Genomic DNA, 19,302 nt, shown 5'->3' on the forward strand with positions numbered 1-19,302 from the left:
TTTCAGTGGAGGGCGCGCCGTTCAACGGGCGCGCCCGGCGCATCAGACGGCGAAGAGCAGGAACTCCCGCTCCCACGAACTGATCACGCGCTTGAAGTTTTCATGCTCGGCCCGCTTGACCGCGACGTAGCCAGTGATGAATTTGTGACCCAGGTATTTCTCGATGGTCTTGCTGTTTTCCATACGTTCCAGGGCGTCTTCGATGGTCAACGGCAGGCGCAGGTTGCGCCGCTCGTAACCACGGCCGACGACCGGCGCGCTTGGGTTGTGCCCTTCGACCATGCCGATGTAGCCGCACAACAGGCTGGCGGCGATCGCCAGGTACGGGTTGGCGTCTGCGCCCGGCAGGCGGTTTTCCACGCGACGGTTCTGCGGGCCGGCATCCGGTACGCGCAGGCCGACGGTGCGGTTTTCTTCGCCCCACTCCACGTTCACCGGTGCCGAAGTGTCCGGCAGGAAGCGGCGGAACGAGTTCACGTTGGGGGCAAACAGCGGCAGCAATTCGGGGATGAATTTCTGCAGGCCGCCAATGTGGTTGAGGAACAGTTGGCTCATGGTCCCGTCTTCATTGGAGAAGACGTTCTTGCCGGTGGCGATGTCGATGATGCTCTGGTGCAGGTGCATCGCGCTGCCGGGCTCGCCGGTCATCGGCTTGGCCATGAAGGTGGCGGCCACGTCGTGCTTGAGCGCGGCTTCACGCATGGTGCGCTTGAACACCAGGATCTGGTCGGCCAGGGACAGCGCGTCGCCGTGACGGAAGTTGATTTCCATCTGCGCCGTGCCGTCCTCGTGGATCAGGGTGTCGAGGTCCAGCTCCTGCAGTTCGCACCAGTCGTAGACGTCCTCGAACAGCGGGTCGAATTCGTTGGCCGCTTCTATAGAGAACGACTGCCGACCGGTTTCCGGGCGCCCGGAACGGCCGATCGGCGGTTGCAGCGGGAAGTCCGGGTCTTCGCAGCGCTTGGTCAGGTAGAACTCCATCTCCGGCGCCACGATCGGCTGCCAGCCTTTGTCGGCGTAGAGCTTGAGGACTTTCTTGAGCACGTTGCGCGGCGACAGCTCGATCGGGTTGCCTTGCTTGTCGTAGGTGTCGTGGATCACCTGGGCGGTAGGCTCGATGGCCCACGGCACCAGGAACACCGCGTTCTGGTCGGGGCGGCAGATCATGTCGATGTCGGCCGGGTCGAGCAATTCGTAATAGATGTCGTCTTCGACATAGTCGCCGGTCACGGTCTGCAACAGAACGCTCTCGGGCAGGCGCATGCCTTTCTCGGCGATGAACTTGTTGGTCGGCGAGATCTTGCCCCGGGTGATACCGGTGAGGTCGCCAATCATGCATTCGACTTCTGTGATCTTGTGGTCTTTCAACCAATCGGTGAGCTGGTCGAGGTTGTTACTCATAAATGCCTCTGGGCTGGGTTTCCTGACGTTCATTAAAGGTCAGGCGTCGGTTGACGCATCGGCGTCGCTGGTTCATCAGAGTGGGAGCTTAACCGCCATTTGGGGTGCCGTTGCACTCCTAAAGCAAAAGGCTTGCCTCCCGTGCAGGATAATGAGCGGCAACCGCAAAAAAGGCAGGACCGGCGTCATGAAAAGGGCGAGTACAAGAAAATGAACGGGGCACGCGAACAGCGTCCTGGCCGTCAAGAATAATGGCCGGATCGAAGGGGCTTATCGGGGATGGAATCATCAATGGGAATGCGCGTTCGCAACATTCGACACGGATCTGAAAAGCATGCAGACCGACCTGTTTCGCGCAGGTGGTGATGCCGATTAACGGCAGGCCAGACATGAAGCACCCCGGTATTATTGCTGTTATGGGTTTGAATCGAGCTTAGCCTTGTTCATTTTTTTACACAACACCCCCGTAAAAAATACAACACGGCCCGCTCAAGCCTGCTAGTCCCAAGCCGGGCAACCGAGCAAAACCGCCCCAAAAAGCCCCAAAAAAGCCCTCGTGGCGCTTTTTTGGGGCAAAAAAGGCCTCGCTTGACTTCGGCATGCCGTTCGGGTTGACTGAAACCTGAAAAGATCAATGATTGATATTTTTAACAACAAAGGTGTTGCATCATGTCGGTACCCCCGCGTGCCGTTCAGCTTAACGAAGCGAACGCGTTCCTTAAGGATCATCCTGAGGTTCTGTACGTAGACCTTCTAATTGCGGATATGAATGGTGTGGTGCGCGGTAAGCGCATCGAACGCACCAGCCTCCACAAGGTTTACGAGAAAGGCATTAACTTGCCTGCCTCTTTATTTGCCCTGGATATCAACGGCTCAACGGTGGAAAGCACCGGCCTGGGCCTGGACATCGGTGATGCTGACCGAATCTGTTATCCAATCCCCGACACCCTGTGCAATGAACCTTGGCAAAAGCGCCCGACCGCGCAACTGCTGATGACCATGCACGAAATTGAAGGTGAACCTTTCTTCGCCGATCCGCGCGAAGTACTGCGTCAGGTTGTAAGCAAATTCGACGACCTCGGTCTGACTATCTGCGCTGCCTTCGAGCTTGAGTTCTACCTGATCGACCAGGAGAACGTGAACGGCCGCCCACAACCGCCCCGCTCGCCGATCTCCGGCAAACGCCCGCACTCGACACAGGTCTACCTGATCGACGACCTCGACGAATATGTCGACTGCCTCCAGGACATCCTGGAAGGTGCCAAAGAGCAAGGCATCCCGGCTGATGCCATCGTCAAGGAAAGTGCCCCGGCGCAGTTCGAAGTGAACCTGCACCACGTGGCCGACCCGATCAAGGCCTGCGACTACGCGGTACTGCTCAAGCGCCTGATCAAGAACATCGCCTACGACCATGAGATGGACACCACCTTCATGGCCAAGCCTTACCCAGGCCAGGCAGGCAACGGTTTGCACGTACACATTTCGATCCTGGACAAGGACGGCAAGAACATCTTTGCCAGCGAGGATCCCGAGCAGAACGCCGCATTGCGTCACGCGATCGGCGGTGTGCTGGAGACCCTACCCGCCCAAATGGCGTTCCTGTGCCCCAACGTCAACTCCTACCGTCGTTTCGGCGCACAGTTCTACGTGCCGAACTCGCCGTGCTGGGGCCTGGACAACCGCACCGTGGCGATCCGCGTGCCGACCGGCGCGGCCGACTCCGTGCGTATCGAACACCGCGTGGCCGGTGCCGATGCCAACCCCTACCTGCTGATGGCTTCGGTCCTGGCGGGCGTACACCACGGCCTGACCAACAAGATCGAACCGGGCGCGCCAGTGGAAGGCAACAGCTACGAGCAGAACGAACAAAGCCTGCCGAACAACCTGCGCGATGCCCTGCGCGAGTTGGACGACAGCGAGGTGATGGCCAAGTACATCGATCCTAAATACATCGATATCTTCGTCGCCTGTAAGGAAAGTGAGCTGGAAGAGTTCGAACACTCCATTTCCGACCTTGAGTACAACTGGTACCTGCATACCGTGTAAGCGCTGGTTGCACTGAAAAAACGTCGCAGGCCTTTGGTCTGTGGCGTTTTTTTATGGGTTGCTTTTGGTAGACCGAGTTGGCCGCCATCGGGAGCAAGCTCCCTCCCACATTTGAACGAGTTTTCCTGAAGAAACCGGTTCGAGTGTGAGAGGGAGCTTGCTCCCGATGGCGGCCTGGCAGACAACACCGGTTCCTGCTCATACAATGCCCGCTGCCTTGTAGGAGACTTCCATGACCACCCGCCCCGCCGCCCCTCGCAAACCCCGCGCCCGCAGCCAGGCCCGGATCGACGCGATCCTCGACGCCGCCCGCACGTTGCTGGCGTCCGAAGGCGTGGCCGGTTTGTCGATCTACAGCGTGGCCGAGCGCGCACAGATTCCGCCATCGTCGGTGTATCACTTTTTCGCCAGCGTGCCGGCGCTGCTGGAAGCGTTGACCGCCGACGTCCATGCGGCATTCCGCGCCGCAATCCAGGCGCCCATCGCGCATGATTCACTCAAGTATTGGCGCGACCTGTCTTACATCGTCGAACAGCGCATGCTCACCATCTACAGCAACGACGCCGCCGCCCGCCAGTTGATCCTGACCCAGCACGGGCTGACCGAAGTGAATCAGGCCGACCGCCAGCACGATCTGGAGTTGGGTGACTTGATGCTGGCCGTATTCAACCGGCATTTCGAAGTGCCGACCCTGCCCACCGATGTGGACGTGTTCGCGCTGGCGCTGGAATTGAGTGATCGCGTGTATGCGCGTTCGGTGCATCAGCATGGGCTGATCACGCCGCGCATGGCTGAGGAAGGCATGCGCGTGTTCGATGCATATGTGGGGCTTTATCTGCCGGCGTATTTGCCCAAGCGGGGCGTCACTGTCTGATGGATGTGTTGTCTGGCAGGGCCTCATCGGGAGCAAGCTCCCTCCCACATGTGACCGAGTTTTCCTGAAGAAACCGGTTCGAATGTGGGAGGGAGCTTGCTCCCGATAGCGCCCTCAAGTGATCACAACTTGGCGATCGACACCTCGGTGGATTTGACGAAGGCAATCACCTCGCTGCCGATCACCAGCTCCAACTCCTTGACCGAACGGGTGGTGATCACCGACGTCACGATCCCGGACGCGGTCTGCACGTCGATTTCCGAGAGCACGTCGCCTTCGACGATTTCCTTGACGGTGCCTTTGAACTGGTTACGCACGTTGATGGCTTTGATAGTCATGTCGTTTTTCCTTCATGGGACAAGTGAGTTATTGCGCCCACCGCAATTGCGTAGGCAACGGTGAAACAGGTTCGGGTTCCGGCGGGGTGCCGGGCAGCGACAGCACACGGTTGAGCACCTGCGCTTCGAGCGCGGCCAGGCGATGCGAGCCTCGGGCGCGTGGACGCGGCAGGTCGACAATCAGGTCGAGGCCGATTTCGCCGTCTTCGATCAGGATCACCCGGTCGGCAATGGCCACGGCTTCGCTGACGTCGTGGGTTACCAGCAACACGGTGAAACCATGCTTCTGCCAGAGGCTTTCGATCAGTTGCTGCATCTCGATGCGGGTCAACGCATCCAGCGCGCCCAACGGCTCATCGAGCAACAGCAGACGCGGCTGATGAATCAACGCACGCGCCAGGGCCACACGCTGCTTCTGGCCACCGGACAAGGCCGCCGGCCACTCATTCGCACGCTCGGCCAGGCCGACTGCTTCGAGCGCTTCCAGCGCCTTGGGACGCCAGTTGCCCTTGAGGCCGAGGCCGACGTTGTCGATGATCTTTTTCCACGGCAGCAGACGCGCTTCCTGGAACATCAACCGCGTGTCTTCGATCGCCGCGCCAAGCGGCGCGGAGCCGGCCAGCAGCTCACCGCTGCTGGCCTTGTCGAGGCCGGCCAGCAGGCGCAGCAAGGTACTTTTACCGCAGCCACTGCGGCCGACCACGGCAACGAACTGGCCCGCCGGAATATGCAGGTCGATGCCCTTGAGCACTTCCCGCGCGCCAAAGGCCTTGCGCAATTTGCGCACCGCCAGGGGAATCCCCTTCAGCAGGCGCGGAGGTTGTTGAGCGGTCATGCCGCACCTCCTTTATTCACTTGATAAGCCGGATGCCAGCGCAGCCACACACGCTCCAAGCCACGCGCCGCGAGGTCGGCCAGCTTGCCGAGAATCGCGTACATGACGATGGCCAGCACCACCACGTCGGTTTGCAGGAATTCACGGGCGTTCATCGCCAGGTAACCGATACCGGAACTGGCCGAAATGGTTTCCGCCACGATCAGCGTCAGCCACATGAAGCCCAGGGCAAAACGCACGCCCACCAGGATCGACGGCAGCGCGCCCGGCAGGATCACCTGGCGGAACAGGCTGAAGCCGGACAAGCCGTAGCTGCGGGCCATTTCCACCAGCGCCGGGTCGACGTTGCGGATGCCGTGGTAGGTGTTGAGGTAGATCGGGAACAGCGTGCCGAGGGCGACCAGGAAAATCTTCGCGGTCTCGTCAATGCCGAACCACAGGATCACCAGCGGGATCAACGCCAGGTGCGGCACGTTGCGGATCATCTGCACCGAGCTGTCCAGCAGGCGCTCGCCCCATGTCGACAGGCCGGTGATAAAGCCCAGGGCCAGACCGATGCTGCCACCGATCACAAAACCCAGGCCCGCGCGCCAGCCGCTGATGGCCAGGTGCGTCCAGATTTCACCGCTGCGTACCAGGTTGACCCCGGCCTCGATCACCGCGCTCGGCGCCGGCAGAATCCGCGTCGACAACCAACCCGCCGACACCGACAACTGCCACACCGCCAACAGCAACACCGGCAGCACCCAAGGCGCCACGCGATGGCTCAGTTTTTCCACATTCATGGCGCCACCTCAGCTCTGTGACGCCGCTTTGGGAAGGATGTCGTTGGCGACCATCTCGCCGAACGGGCTCACGTAGCCGGCACTTTTCGGCAACTCGGGGCGTTCGATATCCAGGTGCGGGAACAGCAACTCGGCGACGCGATACGATTCTTCCAGGTGTGGATAACCGGAGAAGATAAAGGTGTCGATGCCCAGCGCCGCGTATTCCTTGACCCGCGCCGCAACCGTCGGGCCATCGCCCACCAGCGCGGTGCCGGCCCCGCCGCGCACCAGGCCGACGCCGGCCCACAGGTTGGGGCTGACTTCGAGGTTGTCGCGGCTGCCGCCATGCAAGGCCGCCATGCGCTGCTGGCCGACCGAATCAAAGCGCGCCAGCGAGGCCTGGGCACGGGCGATGGTGTCGTCGTCCAGGTGCGAGATCAGTTTGTCGGCGGCTTTCCAGGCTTCATCGTTGGTTTCGCGCACGATCACATGCAGACGAATGCCGAAGCGCACCGTGCGCCCGAGTTTTGCGGCCTTGGCCCGCACCTGTTCGATTTTTTCCGCGACCGCGGCCGGTGGCTCGCCCCAGGTCAACACCATGTCCACCTGTTCGGCCGCCAGGTCCTGCGCGGCTTCGGAGGAACCGCCGAAGTACAGCGGCGGACGCGGTTGCTGGATCGGCGGATAAAGCAGTTTGGCGCCTTTGACGCTGATGTGTTCGCCGTCGTAATCCACGGTTTCGCCTTCCAGCACGCGACGCCAGATGCGGGTGAACTCCACCGAGGCCTGGTAGCGCTCCTCGTGAGTGAGGAACAGACCGTCGCCGGCCAATTCTTCCGGGTCACCGCCGGTCACCAGGTTGAACAGCGCACGGCCGCCGGACAGGCGATCGAGGGTCGCGGCCTGACGCGCGGCCACCGTTGGCGAAATGATCCCGGGGCGCAGCGCGACCAGGAACTTCAGACGCTGGGTCACCGGGATCAGCGAAGCGGCCACCAGCCACGAGTCTTCGCAGGAACGCCCGGTGGGGATCAGCACCCCGCCGAAGCCAAGGCGGTCGGCCGCCTGGGCCACTTGCTGCAGATAACCGTGGTCGACGGCGCGAGCGCCTTCGGCGGTGCCAAGGTAATGACCGTCGCCGTGGGTAGGCAGGAACCAGAAAATAGTGAGGCTCATGGAGTTGTCTCCTGAAGAAGTCGGATTACGGCGCGCTGGCCACGGCGGCAGGTGGCGTCCAGATCACGTCCTTGATGCTCAAGGGTTTGGGGATCAATTTGAGTTGGTAGAAGCTGTCGGCAATCTTCTGCTGCGCGGCGACCACCGCCGGGGTCAGGAACAGCGCGCCATAGCCCTGGCGTTTCACCGAGGTCAGGGTGATGTCCGCCGGCAGGCCGAGCAGCGGCGCGACCTGTTCGGTGACTTGCTGCGGGTTGGCCTTGGACCACTCGCCCACCGCGCGCACTTCTTCCACCAGCGCCTTGATCACTTCGGGGTGTTTTTCGGCGTAGGGCCTGGTGGCCAGGTAGAACTGGTGGTTGTCGGCAATCCCGCTGCCGTCACGCAGGGTGCGGGCTTGCAGTTGTTTCTCGGCGGCGGCCTGGTACGGGTCCCAGATGACCCAGGCGTCTACGCTGCCACGCTCGAACGCGGCACGCGCATCGGCGGGCGGCAGGAACACGGTCTGTACATCGGTGTATTTCAGGCCGGCATCTTCCAGGGCCCGCACCAGCAGGTAGTGAACGTTGGAGCCCTTGTTGAGCACGACTTTCTTGCCCTTGAGCTCGGCCACCGATTTGATCGGCGAGTCTTTCGGCAGCAGGATCGCTTCACTGGTCGGCGCCGGCGGTTCGTAGGCCACGTAGAGCAGATCGGCACCGGCGGCCTGGGCGAATACCGGCGGGGTTTCGCCGGTGACGCCGAAGTCGATCGAGCCGACATTCAGGCCTTCGAGCAATTGCGGGCCGCCCGGGAACTCGGTCCACTGCACCTGCACACCGTCGGCGGCCAGGCGCTTTTCCAGGGTGCCCTTGGCCTTGAGCAGCACCAGGGTGCCGTATTTCTGATAGCCGATCCGCAGGGTTTCGGCAGCGTGGGCTTGAACAATGGCGCCGAAGGACACAGCCGCAGCAAACAGTGCGACCAGACCACGACGCAAGATGACAGTGAGCATGGCGCTCTCTCCAAAAATGCGATTGGGGGGTAGGCTGCACCTGCTTGGCCGTTGGCGGCTGAGTAAGGTGAGTACTTCGTGAATCGGTAAGGCTTAAATGCTCCAGCGAGCACTCAACAAACGTTCATTCAACACATGCGGGTCCAGCGGTTTCGGGCGACGGGCCATGGCGGCGTAGAAGGTTTCCAGGGCCTCGCTCAAGCGCTGTTCGAGGACCGGCACCAGTTGCGCCTGGGCACTGCCTTCGCCGTAAGCGATCTGGCTGTCTTCGGCAAAGATCCCGTGGAGCAATTCCTGGGCTTTGAGCGCCGACAGCACCGGCTTCAATGCGTAGTCCACCGCCAGCATGTGGGCGATGCTGCCGCCGGTGGCGATGGGCAATACCACCTTGTGGGCCAGGGCGCGTTCGGGCAGCAGGTCGAGCACGGTTTTCAGCGCGCCCGAGAACGAGGCCTTGTACACCGGCGTGGCGATCACCAGGCCGTCGGCATTGGCCACTTGTTGCAACAAGTCGATGACTTTGGGGCTGTCGAAGCGCGCATGCAGCAAGTCTTCGGCCGGGAAGTCCCGTATCTGATAACTCACCACTTCCACGCCCTGCTGTTGCAGCCACTGACGGGTTTTATCCAGCAAGACCCCAGAGCGGGAACGCTGGCTGGGACTGCCTCCAAGTGTTACGACCAGCATGTAGGAAATTCCTTTAGCAAGTGTCGGCGGTTCGCTGTGTGGCGATGGCGCCAAGATGGAACAGACCATATCAGCAGATTTATATATCCATAAATCTTATTTTTTCATTTGTTTATTCCTTAAAAGAATAAACCATCCATCAATCGCCAAGCGAAAAAAAAGGCCGTCGAAACGGCCTCAAAACCCCTGCCATGTGAGTACACAGCGTCTATCTGTAGGAGCGAGCCTGCTCGCGAAAACCGTCAACGATGACGCAGGCTTTCTGGATGTCCGCAGTAACCGCGCATGCTTCGCGAGCAAGCTCGCTCCTACAGGTAATTCAGCGATTGGGTTGCGGTGTCAGCCGCAGATACGGCTTCACCGCCCGGTACCCTTTGGGAAAGCGTTTCTTGATTTCTTCCTCGTCCTTGAGCGACGGCACGATCACCACCTCATCGCCGTCCTGCCAGTTGGCGGGCGTGGCGACTTTGTAGTTGTCGGTCAGTTGCAACGAGTCGATAACCCGCAGGATTTCATGGAAGTTGCGCCCGGTGCTGGCCGGGTAGGTGATCGTCAGGCGGATCTTCTTGTGCGGGTCGATCACGAACAAGGAACGCACGGTGAGGGTGTCACTGGCATTCGGGTGGATCAGGTCGTAGAGGTCCGAGACCTTGCGGTCGGCGTCGGCCAGGATCGGGAAGTTGACGACCGTGTTCTGGGTTTCGTTGATGTCTTCGATCCACTTGAGGTGCGAGTCCACCGGGTCTACCGACAGGGCGATGGCCTTGACGCCACGCTTGGCGAATTCGTCCTTGAGTTTGGCGGTGAAGCCCAGCTCGGTGGTGCATACCGGCGTGAAGTCCGCCGGGTGGGAAAACAGCACACCCCAGCTGTCGCCCAGCCACTCGTGGAAACGAATCTTGCCGGCGCTGGAATCCTGTTCGAAGTCGGGGGCGATGTCGCCCAGTCTTAGGCTCATGGTGTGGCTCCTGATGAGTGCTTATGGAGCCCACTGTGCATGGATTACGGATTATTTAAAAAGAATAAATATCGATTTATCTAGACGATATAGGAATATTAAAAATGTGTTCACTGGACCTTGGAGCAGGCGAGAGTCAACATTCGTTTCAAGGTTCGAGAAGGCCTTGAGACGCTGTAAAAAAGAGGGGGTCAGGAAGGGCTTGCGGGGGTTGAGCCCGACTTGATTGAACGTGAGAAAAACCTCGCGGTAACGCGAGGTTTTCCTTATCCAGCCTTACAAGAAGCTGTAGGTGTAGTTGAAGATCAGGCGTGTCTGATCCTGGTCCTGGATACCAGTGCCGCTGCCACGGTACGCACCGTGCCGCAGAGTGGTGCCAAAACCTTTGAGCGCGCCGGCCTGAATGGTGTAGTCGATACGCATATCGCGTTCCCACTCGGACTGATCACTGCCACCGCCCACGGCTTTGATGTTGTCGCCGTGCAAGTAGGCAATCGAGGTTCGCAGACCTGGAACACCCAGTGCAGCGAAGTCGTAAGAGTACTGACCGAAGGTGGTGTTTTCACCCGCGCGGACGAAGGAGTTGATCATGCTGTCGGTGAACAGGTAGAAGCTCGACCCGCCGGCACCTTCGTTACGACCATTACCATCCACAACGCTACCCTGGTTCAGCCAGACGAAACCACCGTCATCGTTGACACGCTGGTGACCGAGCATAACGGCGCTGCCACCCAGGGTGTAGGTGAACATGGCGCTCCAGGTCTTGTTATCAACCTCGCCGGCGTTCTTCGCGTAACCACCGTTGTTGTTGAAGCGATAGCCGGCCTGACCGTTCTTGCCATCAGAACTGCTGTCGAAGTAGCGCAGGTCGGTCTTGAAGGACTGACCTTCGCTGATCGGGTATACGTGCAACAGGCCCAGGAAGTGCTGCTTATAGTAGTCTTCGAGGTTTGCGTAGTAGTACTGCAGGGTCAAGTCTTTGGTGACCTTCCAATCAGCGCCACCAAAACGGAACTTATTGCTTTCCTCGGTACCGCCGTTGACGGCCAGGCCGGTGCTGTTGCTTGAAGCACGACCAGTGGCATGTTCGAGTTGACCGGCGTTGAAGGTCACATTGTCGATTTCTTTGGAAGTGACAGTGCCGCCTTCAAAGGTTTGCGGCAACAAACGGCCGTCGCTGGCGATCAGGATTGGAAGGTTCGGCGACAGCGCACCACCCAGGTGTGCTTCAGTCTTGGAGAAGCGGGCCTTGGCGTTAGCACTCGCACTGCTCCAGTTGCTTACGGCAGACCCATCGGAGTCACTTGGAACGAAGGAGTTGTTGTTTGGGTGATGGCCCCGACCACCATCCAGGTGAATACCTACCAATGCCTGGGCGTCGATACCAAAACCAACGACACCTTGAGTGAAGCCGGACTTGTAATCGAACTTCAGGCCGGTGGCTGTTTCGCGCTGATCAGCACCACCATCACGCTGATCGTTATCGAAATACAAGGTACGCGAGCTGACACTGGCCTTACTGTCTTCAATGAAACCGGCTGCTGCAGCTTGCTGGGCGATTGCCGCCAACGCTATAGCCAACGCCAATGTGGACTTCTTCATGTACCGCTCCTCTCATTTCTAATTTTTGTATTTCTTTGGTCCTGGGTCTAACGCCCGAGATCCACAGATGCGCGATTAGCGCCAGATAGTGACTACCAAGTCAATCGTAACCTTGTGTGTCTACTACCTTCGTCTAATCGCAGTTTGTTTGGTCCCTGCAGGGTAATGAATTTTTCATACACCCAAAAAGAATTATTTCATTCTTTTTCATACGCTTTTGGAATAAGCCTCTGCATGAAACAAGACGCGTCAGCATAGACGAACCTTTGCATAAGCTAATTTCCAAAAGGCATTTCTTGATCGCTTTTTAGATCTTTTTAGCTGAACGCACCGTCATATACGTCACCCAGGATCAAAAAGGCGACGCCATCATGGCCAAACGCCCATCTTCCCGTCAATTTGTTACAGTTTTTGTATCACTAATATTTCATGCCGGCCTGAGAGCCGCCGATCGAGCCGTCTGGCAGCGAAAGCTTCGCGCAATTTATCCCTCTACGTCTTGATCGTATCGGCTCAAAATCAAGAATCCTTAAACTTTAGTAGGGGGCACGGGTGGCACGATGACGCACCCCGGGGTTTGATCGACCACGTCATCGCTACGCCCTTCGCCCGTGGGACGTACCGATTTTCGAAGTGACAAGCTGGTTTGGCGGCGAACGCATCACCTCGGGTTAACGCAACGACCGAGGCCTGCATCGCAGGCAAACCAGCTCAGAGGCTGGGAGGGCGGGGTATTACAGGGCCTTCTCGAAAATCTTCGAGTTACGCTGATAGTTGTACAGCGATGCCCGCGCCGAAGGCAGGCGATCCACGCTGCTGGGCACAAAGCCGCGCTCGCGGAACCAGTGCGCCGTGCGCGTGGTGAGCACGAACAGGGTCTTCAACCCCTGCGCCCGGGCGCGAGCCTCGATACGCTCGAGCAGTTCATCGCCGCGCCTGCCGTGGCGATACTCCGGGTTGACCGCCAGGCACGCCAGCTCCCCCGCGTCCGAATCGGCGATCTGATACAGCGCCGCGCAGGCGATGATCATGCCTTCGCGTTCGACCACGCTGAACTGCTCGATCTCGCGCTCCAGCACTTCCCGCGAACGGCGTACCAGGATGCCCTGCTCTTCCAGCGGGCTGATCAGGTCGAGCAAGCCGCCGACGTCTTCGATCGCCGCCTCGCGCACCAGCTCGAATTGTTCCTGGGCCACCAGCGTACCGCCGCCATCACGGGTGAACAGTTCGGTGAGCAACGCACCGTCTTCGACATAGCTGACGATATGGCTGCGGCCGACCCCGCCCCGGCAAGCTTCGGCAGCCGCATCGAGCAATTCAGCCTGGTAGTTGCTGCCCAGGCGTTGCAGGTGCGCCGGCACTTGTTGCGGGCGCAGTTCACGCACCAGGCGGCCATTTTCATCGATCAAGCCAGGATCGGCACCGAACAGCAGCAACTTATCGGCGGCCAGGTCGATGGCGGCGCGGGTGGCGACGTCTTCGCAGGCCAGGTTGAAGATCTCGCCGGTGGGCGAATACCCCAGGGGCGACAGCAGCACGATGGAGCGCTCGTCCAGCAGGCGATTGATGCCTTTGCGGTCGACCCGACGCACTTCGCCGGTGTGGTGGAAGTCCACGCCTTCGAGCACGCCGATCGGGCGCGCCGTCACCAGGTTGCCGCTGGCCACGCGCAAGCGCGAGCCCTGCATCGGCGACGAGGCCATGTCCATCGACAGGCGCGCTTCAATGGCGATGCGCAGATGGCCGACCGCATCGATCACACACTCCAGCGTGGCGGCATCGGTGATGCGCAGGCCGTTGTGGTAAACCGGGTTGAGCCCGCGCGCTTCAAGGCGCGCTTCAATCTGTGGGCGCGAACCGTGGACCAGCACCAGTCGCACTCCCAGGCTGTGGAGCAGCACCAGGTCGTGGACGATATTGCCGAAGTTCGGATGATCCACACCGTCGCCGGGCAGCATGACCACAAAGGTGCAGTCGCGGTGGGCGTTGATGTAGGGCGAAGCGTGACGAAGCCAATTGACGTAGTCGGGCATGGAACCTGGGCCTGTAATAAAAAGCAGCCGAAAAAGGATGAGTCGTGAAAACGCACAGCAGGCTGATGGTTATCGTCGGAACAGGCTTGGCAACACGCTCGCTCTCCTTATGTACGCATGGGCAGGGATTAATTTATGCAGGTGTCAGGCAGTAATGTTCGATCAGTTCCCGCAATAGACGCACTGTAGGCGTCAAGCGTGACATTTCAAGGTACTCGCCCGGCTGGTGGGCGCAGGCAATATCGCCAGGGCCAAGCACCAGGGTTTCACAACCAAGGCGCTGAAGATAAGGCGCTTCGGTGCCGAACGCTACTGCTTCGGCGCGATGACCGGTCAATCGTTCGGCGACCCGCACCAGCTCTGCGTCTTCGGCCTGCTCGAACGGCGGCACTTCGGCGAACAGCGGCGCATAGTCGATCTTCACCTTATGGCGCTCGGCCACTGGTTCGAGTTTCTGCCGGATCGCCGCGCGCAGCACCTGCGGGTCCATGCCGGGCAAGGGCCGCAGGTCGAACTCCAGGGAACACTGGCCGCAGATGCGGTTGGGGTTATCGCCGCCGTGGATGCAACCGAAATTCAGGGTCGGTTGCGGCACGCTGAACTGCGGGTTGCGGTACTCGCGCTGCCAGGCCAGGCGCAGGCCGCGCAGTTCGCCGATGGCGTCGTGCATGGCTTCCAGCGCGCTGTGGCCCAGGCGCGGGTCCGACGAATGACCGCTGCGGCCGAGGATGTCGATGCGCTCCATCATCACACCTTTGTGCAGGCGGATCGGCTTGAGGCCGGTCGGCTCGCCGATCACCGCCGCACGCCCCAACGGACGCCCGGCCGCCGCCAATGCACGGGCGCCGGACATCGAACTTTCTTCATCGCAGGTGGCAAGGATCAGCAACGGCTGCTTGAACGGTTGGTCGAGCAGCGGCAACACCGCTTCGATGGCCAGCGCGAAAAAACCCTTCATGTCGCAGCTGCCCAATCCTACCCAGCGACCGTCGACTTCCGTCAGCTTGAGTGGGTCGGTCTTCCACAGCGCGGCGTCATACGGCACGGTATCGCTATGACCGGCCAACACCAGGCCGCCGGGGCCCGTGCCGAAACTGGCGAGCAGGTTGAACTTGCCGGGGCTGACGGGCTGGATGTCGATGGCGAAGCCCAGATCGCCCAGCCAGCCGGCGAGCAGGTCGATCACCGGGCGGTTGCTCTGGTCGAGAGACGCTTGGGTGCAACTGACCGACGGTGTGGCAATCAAGGCGGCGAATTGCTCTTTCATGGACGGTAACGGCATGCGCGGTCTCCCTACTTCCCGGATGAACCTCACTATAGAGGCATCTGCACGACACAATAAACCGTTGCGGCGCGTTGCCGGGCTCAGTCCTGTACACTGCACGACCTTGGCAGCCACTCTTTTTCCCGGCTGCGCTCCCGATCCTGGATTTTCCGGCCATGCAGAAAGAAACCGAAATCAAGCTCCGCGTCAGCCGCGAAACACTCGCCGCGCTGCGTGAGCACCCGCTACTGAAAAAACGCAACAAAAGTGGCTGGGAACGCCGTGAGTTGATGAACCAGTACTTCGACACCCCCGAGCGCGACCTGGCCAAGGCCAAAGTCGCCCTGCGTTTGCGCAAGGACGGTGACGACATTATCCAGACCCTCAAGACCCGTGGCCAAAGCGTCGCCGGCTTGTCGGAACGTAACGAATACAACTGGGAATTGCCCAAAGCCAAGCTCGACGTGAAGAAACTCGACGGCGAATGCTGGCCCGAGGAACTCGCCGAGCTGGACAAAAAGACCCTCAAGCCGATCTTCATCACCGACTTCGTGCGCGAACGCGCCGAAATCGCCTGGGGCCGGGGCAAAGCCAAAGTGGTGATCGAAGCCGCACTGGACCTGGGCCATGTAGTGGCCGGCAAGCAGAAAGAAGAAATCTGCGAACTGGAACTGGAACTGCGCGAAGGCGAACCGGCCGCCCTGCTGGAACTGGCCGCCGAACTGGCCGCCACCCTGGCACTGATGCCATGCGACATCAGCAAGGCCGAACGCGGCTATCGCCTGTATGACGCCAGCAGCTACTCCCTGAGCCTGCCGGCGCCGCAACTGCACGCCGAAATGCCACTGGACGACGCCTTCGCCGCGATCATGTGGCACCTGCTGGGCAGCAGCCAGCGCCTGGCCGAGCAATACCGTTTCAATGGCCACTGGCGCCTGTTGCAGGACTGGGTCGACAACCTCGGCGAACTGCGCGCCCTGCTCGGCAGCCTCGGCCAGGCCGCGCCGCGTCAATCCACCAGCGAACTGCGCAGCGCACTCGATGCCCTGCTGGAAGACTGGCGCCCGCTGGTCCAGGCCGGTGACGACGATGAAGACATTCGCAAAGCCGCGCCGGAGCAATTCGCCGAAGAATTGACCGACGTGCGCTGGGGCCTGTTCTCGCTGAACACCTCCCGCTGGCTGCTGAACCGCACCTGGACCGCCGACCGCAACGTGCGCGGTAACCGTCAGGGCGCCGCGCAAATCACCAACTGGTTGCCACGCCTGCTGGCCGAAGACGCCGTCGCCCTGCAACTGCCGCGCTATCAGCAGCAACCGGAAGACCTCGCAGAGCAACTGCCGCGCATCGAGCGCATCCAGGCCTGGCTGCACCACGCACGCCAGGTGGTGGACATTGCGGAACTCGACCGCCTGTACGGTGAGCTGAACAAGCTGGCGCAACTGGCCAACCAGCCGATCACCGATGAATCGCTGGATGCGCGCATGCATCAGGCGATCGCGGTGTATCAGAACCGTGCCTGGAAGACCCTGCTGCGTCTGTAATATCGCCATCGGGAGTAAGCCACTTCCCACTCCAATGTGGGAGGGGGCTTGCCCCCGATGAGGCCAGCCCTGTCAGCCCAATACTGGCAGGCTAGTGGTGGACTTGATCTCCGACAACGCCACGATCGAATTGACCTCCTGAATCCCCGGCACCATCGACAACTTCTCGAAGAAAAACCGCTCGTAAGCCTCGATGTCCGACGTGACAATGCGCAGCAGAAAATCCACCGCCCCCATCAACACATAACACTCCAACACTTCCGGAAAACCGCGGATCGCCTCGGTGAACTCGGTGAAGTTGGAGCGCCCGTGGGCATTGAGTTTGACCTCGGCAAAAATCTGCGTATTGAGGCCGATCTTCTTGCGGTCCAGCAGCGTGACCTGGCTGCGGATCACGCCCTCGTCCTTCAGCCGTTGGATACGCCGCCAGCATGGCGATTGAGACAGGCCGACCTGCTCGGCGATCTGCGCGCTGGAGAGCGAGGCATCCTCCTGCAGCAGGGCCAGGATACGGCGGTCGTAGACGTCCAGCTCGCTGCGCATAGAAATACCTTTAATACGGGTTGTCTTGAATTGATTTGTGCATCTATCGACGAATCAGGCTCATCTTAGATAAGAAATCTCCTTTCGCGAATGTAAGAATTTCTCCAATCGAATCTGGAGAGTCCGCATGCACGCCGTCGAAACCACCTGCCCTGTTACCCGCGTCGATGCGTGGGCCGTCGACAGTGCCCATTGCCAGGCCCATTACCAGATCGTCGCCGAGGCCGAACCCGATGTGCTGTGCCGGGTGCTCAACTATTTCGCGCTACAGTTCCTGACGCCGCGCCAGGTCAGTGTGAATCGCCAGGACGATGTGCTGACCGTGGATATCGTGATGGATGGCGTGAGCTGGCACCGTGCCCAGGTGATCGGTGAAAAGATTCGAAACCTGATCAGCGTGTGCTCGCTGGAGATGTGGTCGGCTGATTCTGTGCGGCCTCAGGCGCTGGCGGCCGGCGCCCAGTAAAAGCCTGCAATACACGCGCAAGGCAGCGGGTCAGGGGCTGACTAGCCTGGGAATACACCCGGCGCCCCAGGAAAACCTCAATGCCTGTTGATCAGCGATTGGAATTGCCCCCGTTGTTACCGGCCCTGGTCGAGCAGGGCGTGATCACCCTCGATGTGGCCCGGCGCTTGTCGACGCTGCCGGCCAGCCACACTCAGCATCCCCTGGAATGCATCGCGGCCCAGGGGCCTTGCCTGGAAACCCTGACGCAATGGCTGGCGCGGCACAGCGGGCAGCCTTACCTGCGTATCGACCCGCTGAAGATCGATGTGGCGACGGTGGTGCCGCTGATGTCCCACGCCTTCGCCCAGCGCCACGGCATTCTTGCGGTGGCCGTGGATGCGCAGAGCGTCACGGTCGCCAGTGCCGAGCCTTACGTCACTGCCTGGGAAGCCGGGCTGGCGCAGGTGCTCAAGCGTTCGATCAAACGCGTGGTCGCCAACCCACAGGCCATCCAGCGCTGCATCGGCGAGTTTTATCGCCTGGCGAAGTCCGTCAGCGGCGCCGATCAAACAACGCCCGCGCCGGCACATTTCGAGTTGCTCAACCTCGGCGCCGGCGACCAGGCGCCGGACGCCAACGACGCGCATATCGTCAATATCGTCGACTGGCTGTTGCAGTACGCGTTCGGCCAGCGGGCCAGCGATATCCATATCGAGCCATGTCGCGAGCAGGGCCGCGTGCGTTTTCGCATCGACGGGCTGCTGCATGACGTCTACCAGTTTCCGCCCCAGGTCACGATGGCGGTGGTCAGTCGCCTGAAAAGCCTGGGCCGGATGAACGTGGCAGAAAAACGCAAACCGCAGGACGGGCGAGTCAAGACCAAAAGCCCGGCGGGCGCGGAAGTGGAATTGCGCCTTTCAACCTTGCCCACGGCGTTCGGCGAGAAACTGGTGATGCGGATTTTCGACCCCCAGGTACTGCTCAAGGACTTCGACCAGCTTGGCCTGTCGGCCCAGGACCAGCAACGCTGGCACAGCCTGACCCGCCAGACCCACGGCATCATCCTGGTCACCGGCCCTACCGGCTCCGGCAAGACCAGCACCCTCTACACCACCCTCAAGCGCCTGGCGAGCCGCGAGGTCAACCTGTGTACGGTGGAAGACCCGATCGAGATGGTCGAGCCGGCATTCAACCAGATGCAGGTGCAGCACAATATCGACCTGAGCTTCGCCAGCGGCATCCGCGCACTGCTGCGCCAGGACCCGGACATCATCATGATCGGCGAGATCCGCGACCAGGAAACCGCCGAGATGGCGATCCAGGCCGCGCTGACCGGGCATCTGGTGCTGTCGACCCTGCACACCAACGATGCGCCGAGTGCGATCAGCCGATTGCAGGAACTGGGCATTGCTTATTATTTGATCAAGGCCACACTACTGGGAGTGATGGCGCAGCGCTTGGTGCGGCTCTTGTGCCCACGCTGCAAACGCACAACCAGCAGCAACGACACTGAAGCCATCGGGTGCGCGGAGTGCCGTGACAGCGGTTATCGCGGGCGCGCCGGGGTCTACGAAATCATGGTGCTGGACGACGCGCTCAAGTCGCTGATCACCCCCGGCACCGACGTGCAGGCCTTGCGCCGGGCGGCGCTCCAGCAAGGGATGTGCAGCCTGCGAATGGCCGGCATGCACAAGGTCGAAGCCGGGTTGACCAGCCTGGCGGAAATCTTGCGCGCCACGCCTGGGGATTCAGAAACAAATCCGTTGGCTGTCGGGCGGTGAAACCCTTCTTA

General features: G+C 60.6%; 18 protein-coding genes. 5 read left to right on the forward strand and 13 right to left on the reverse strand.

Annotation, left to right across the window (positions count from 1 at the left end; genetic code table 11):
- Positions 1–42: 42 nt before the first annotated feature.
- Together PverR02_RS30075 and PverR02_RS32150 are read right to left on the reverse strand one after the other, a co-directional pair.
- Positions 43–1,401, reverse strand: coding sequence for a glutamine synthetase family protein (locus tag PverR02_RS30075; RefSeq protein ID WP_017845082.1), 1,359 nt, complete (start codon positions 1,399–1,401; stop codon positions 43–45).
- 118 nt (positions 1,402–1,519) lie between these two features.
- Entirely contained in the window at positions 1,520–1,792 is a 273-nt protein-coding gene (locus PverR02_RS32150; protein WP_128192375.1) for a glutamine amidotransferase, read from the reverse strand.
- Between the two features lie 278 nt (positions 1,793–2,070).
- On the opposite strand from PverR02_RS32150, the gene PverR02_RS30085 reads away from it, so the two are divergent.
- A complete protein-coding gene (locus tag PverR02_RS30085) occupies positions 2,071–3,447 on the forward strand; it encodes a glutamine synthetase family protein (protein ID WP_026139798.1) in 1,377 nt (458 codons plus the stop codon).
- 232 nt (positions 3,448–3,679) lie between these two features.
- Positions 3,680–4,321, forward strand: coding sequence for a TetR/AcrR family transcriptional regulator (locus PverR02_RS30090; RefSeq protein WP_079444895.1), 642 nt, complete (start codon positions 3,680–3,682; stop codon positions 4,319–4,321).
- A gap of 122 nt (positions 4,322–4,443) precedes the next feature.
- On the opposite strand, the gene PverR02_RS30095 is transcribed toward PverR02_RS30090, so the two are convergent.
- From PverR02_RS30095 to argE, 10 genes are all read right to left on the reverse strand, one after another.
- A complete protein-coding gene (locus tag PverR02_RS30095) occupies positions 4,444–4,659 on the reverse strand; it encodes a TOBE domain-containing protein (RefSeq protein WP_017845085.1) in 216 nt (71 codons plus the stop codon).
- A 28-nt stretch (positions 4,660–4,687) separates the two neighbouring features.
- Positions 4,688–5,494, reverse strand: coding sequence for an aliphatic sulfonates ABC transporter ATP-binding protein (gene ssuB, locus PverR02_RS30100; RefSeq protein WP_046381714.1), 807 nt, complete (start codon positions 5,492–5,494; stop codon positions 4,688–4,690).
- The gene (gene ssuC, locus PverR02_RS30105) at positions 5,491–6,279 is read right to left on the reverse strand and encodes an aliphatic sulfonate ABC transporter permease SsuC (RefSeq protein ID WP_046381713.1); all 789 of its coding nucleotides are present in this window, start codon (positions 6,277–6,279) and stop codon (positions 5,491–5,493) included. Before ssuC ends, ssuB begins: the two co-directional genes overlap by 4 nt.
- Positions 6,280–6,288: 9 nt before the next feature.
- The gene (ssuD, locus tag PverR02_RS30110) at positions 6,289–7,437 is read right to left on the reverse strand and encodes an FMNH2-dependent alkanesulfonate monooxygenase (protein WP_046381712.1); all 1,149 of its coding nucleotides are present in this window, start codon (positions 7,435–7,437) and stop codon (positions 6,289–6,291) included.
- Positions 7,438–7,462: 25 nt separating this feature from the next.
- Positions 7,463–8,431: a sulfonate ABC transporter substrate-binding protein gene (locus PverR02_RS30115; RefSeq protein WP_079444896.1), complete on the reverse strand. Its 969-nt coding sequence runs from the start codon at positions 8,429–8,431 to the stop codon at positions 7,463–7,465.
- 93 nt (positions 8,432–8,524) lie between these two features.
- Positions 8,525–9,118, reverse strand: a complete 594-nt coding sequence (gene ssuE / locus PverR02_RS30120; protein ID WP_017845090.1) for an NADPH-dependent FMN reductase — start codon at positions 9,116–9,118, stop codon at positions 8,525–8,527.
- Between the two features lie 319 nt (positions 9,119–9,437).
- Entirely contained in the window at positions 9,438–10,076 is a 639-nt protein-coding gene (locus PverR02_RS30125) for a peroxiredoxin (protein ID WP_046381710.1), read from the reverse strand.
- Between the two features lie 276 nt (positions 10,077–10,352).
- A complete protein-coding gene (locus tag PverR02_RS30130; protein WP_046381709.1) occupies positions 10,353–11,678 on the reverse strand; it encodes an OprD family porin in 1,326 nt (441 codons plus the stop codon).
- 734 nt (positions 11,679–12,412) lie between these two features.
- Positions 12,413–13,711: an amino-acid N-acetyltransferase gene (argA, locus tag PverR02_RS30135; RefSeq protein ID WP_017845093.1), complete on the reverse strand. Its 1,299-nt coding sequence runs from the start codon at positions 13,709–13,711 to the stop codon at positions 12,413–12,415.
- A 133-nt stretch (positions 13,712–13,844) separates the two neighbouring features.
- Positions 13,845–14,993: an acetylornithine deacetylase gene (gene argE, locus PverR02_RS30140; protein WP_046488840.1), complete on the reverse strand. Its 1,149-nt coding sequence runs from the start codon at positions 14,991–14,993 to the stop codon at positions 13,845–13,847.
- 158 nt (positions 14,994–15,151) lie between these two features.
- On the opposite strand from argE, the gene PverR02_RS30145 reads away from it, so the two are divergent.
- Entirely contained in the window at positions 15,152–16,519 is a 1,368-nt protein-coding gene (locus PverR02_RS30145; RefSeq protein WP_079444897.1) for a CYTH domain-containing protein, read from the forward strand.
- A 72-nt stretch (positions 16,520–16,591) separates the two neighbouring features.
- Here PverR02_RS30145 and PverR02_RS30150 read toward each other — a convergent pair whose 3' ends face one another.
- Positions 16,592–17,062 (reverse strand): Lrp/AsnC family transcriptional regulator, encoded by a 471-nt coding sequence (locus PverR02_RS30150; RefSeq protein ID WP_046381706.1) that lies wholly within the window; start codon positions 17,060–17,062, stop codon positions 16,592–16,594.
- 127 nt (positions 17,063–17,189) lie between these two features.
- On the opposite strand from PverR02_RS30150, the gene PverR02_RS30155 reads away from it, so the two are divergent.
- The gene (locus PverR02_RS30155; RefSeq protein ID WP_017845097.1) at positions 17,190–17,528 is read left to right on the forward strand and encodes a hypothetical protein; all 339 of its coding nucleotides are present in this window, start codon (positions 17,190–17,192) and stop codon (positions 17,526–17,528) included.
- Positions 17,529–17,608: 80 nt separating this feature from the next.
- The gene (locus PverR02_RS30160) at positions 17,609–19,291 is read left to right on the forward strand and encodes a GspE/PulE family protein (RefSeq protein WP_079444898.1); all 1,683 of its coding nucleotides are present in this window, start codon (positions 17,609–17,611) and stop codon (positions 19,289–19,291) included.
- The last annotated feature ends 11 nt before the right edge of the window (positions 19,292–19,302 follow it).

It is taken from the genome of Pseudomonas veronii (assembly GCF_002028325.1).
Classification (GTDB): domain Bacteria; phylum Pseudomonadota; class Gammaproteobacteria; order Pseudomonadales; family Pseudomonadaceae; genus Aquipseudomonas; species Aquipseudomonas veronii.